Genomic DNA, 1,361 nt, shown 5'->3' with positions numbered 1-1,361 from the left:
CGCCACGAACGTTTGTTTAGCGAAAAAAGATTGAGTGACCACTTGGTTTAGGCAATCAAGTGCGATGACAAATTGATTTTGATAATGATACTTGCCTATTGCCCTGACTTGAATGAGTGAGGAGGTCGAAAGACCTATGTGTTTTCTGTCGAAAACAGTCTGAATAGTGTACATAAAGAGGAGAGGATTTGTTCCTCTTTTCTGTTGCTCTCTCTTTAGAGAGTAGATAGATAAGGAATGGAGGAAATCAAGATATGAAAAAAGAAACTGTCGTCGGACAACCCTTACAAAAAACGTTTGATTTGATTGTAAATGGTCTTATCGTACATCTAGTCTATCAAGAAAACGGTGAAAGTCTAGAAAAATTGTTGTATCAACACCTATCCACTGCTAAATTAACCTAGGTTATGATATAATAGATTCGTGGTATGGGATTTGAGGAGGCTAGAAGATGGCAAGAATCAGAAAATCTCAACAAAACGTTTTAATAGAACAACAACGCAAATGGAAAGTCGCCATTTATGTTAGACTTTCCCACGAAGATGGTAATAACGAGAGTTTGAGTATTACCAATCAGAAAAAAATTATCCAAAGCTACCTTGATGAACAATTTCAAGATGCCTATCAGGTTGTGCAAACCTACATTGACGACGGTATTAGTGCAGTTAATGCCTATAATCGTCCTGCTTTTCAAGAGATGATAACAGATGTGAAAAGTGGTCGTGTAGACACGACTATCTGTAAGAGCCTGTCAAGAGCGTTTCGGAACAGTGGCGACCAAACGGAGCATTTACGGAAACTCTTTCCAGAGTACGGCACACGCTTTGTTTCGATTGATTCACCCTATATTGATACTTACCTAGAACCACGGAAAGTCTATCAAATGGATGTCTCAATCTTTGGCTCATTTAACGAAAGTTATCCGCTTATGATTTCGGAAGAAATTCATAAGACTTTTCGTGAAAAGCGCAATCGTGGCGAATTTATAGGTGCATTTGCGCCATATGGTTATCGCAAAAATCCTGAGAATAAAAACCATTTTCTCGTTGATGACGAACCCGCTGAGATTATTCGTTTGATTTTCAAATGGTATGTCGTTGAAGGTCTATCTATCCGAAAAATTGTCGGACGATTGAATCATCAAGGTATCTCGTCTCCAGCAACCTATAAAAAGGGGCATGCGCTTTTTTCAACACATGATAATCCTAGTGGTTTATGGGGGCTGTCAACTGTGTCACGTATCTTACGCAATCAAGTCTATACTGGCGCAATGGTACAAGGAAAAGCGAGAACGGTTAGTCCAATCGTTCATAAGATTGTTTCTGTTCCAGAAGAAGAATGGGTTATTATCAAAGAGACGC

Annotated in this window: 2 protein-coding genes; both read left to right on the top strand. The window is 39.1% G+C overall.

The features are described 5' to 3' along the window. Positions 1–254 precede the first annotated feature (254 nt). Positions 255–404, top strand: coding sequence for a hypothetical protein (locus ACYQ21_RS15560; protein WP_460059587.1), 150 nt, complete (start codon positions 255–257; stop codon positions 402–404). A 47-nt stretch (positions 405–451) separates the two neighbouring features. Next, a partial coding sequence (locus tag ACYQ21_RS15555; protein WP_460059585.1) for a recombinase family protein occupies positions 452–1,361 on the top strand: 910 nt, incomplete at its 3' end.

This window comes from Pseudolactococcus yaeyamensis (assembly GCF_054658615.1).
This window is presented reverse-complemented; position numbering and strand designations above follow the sequence as displayed.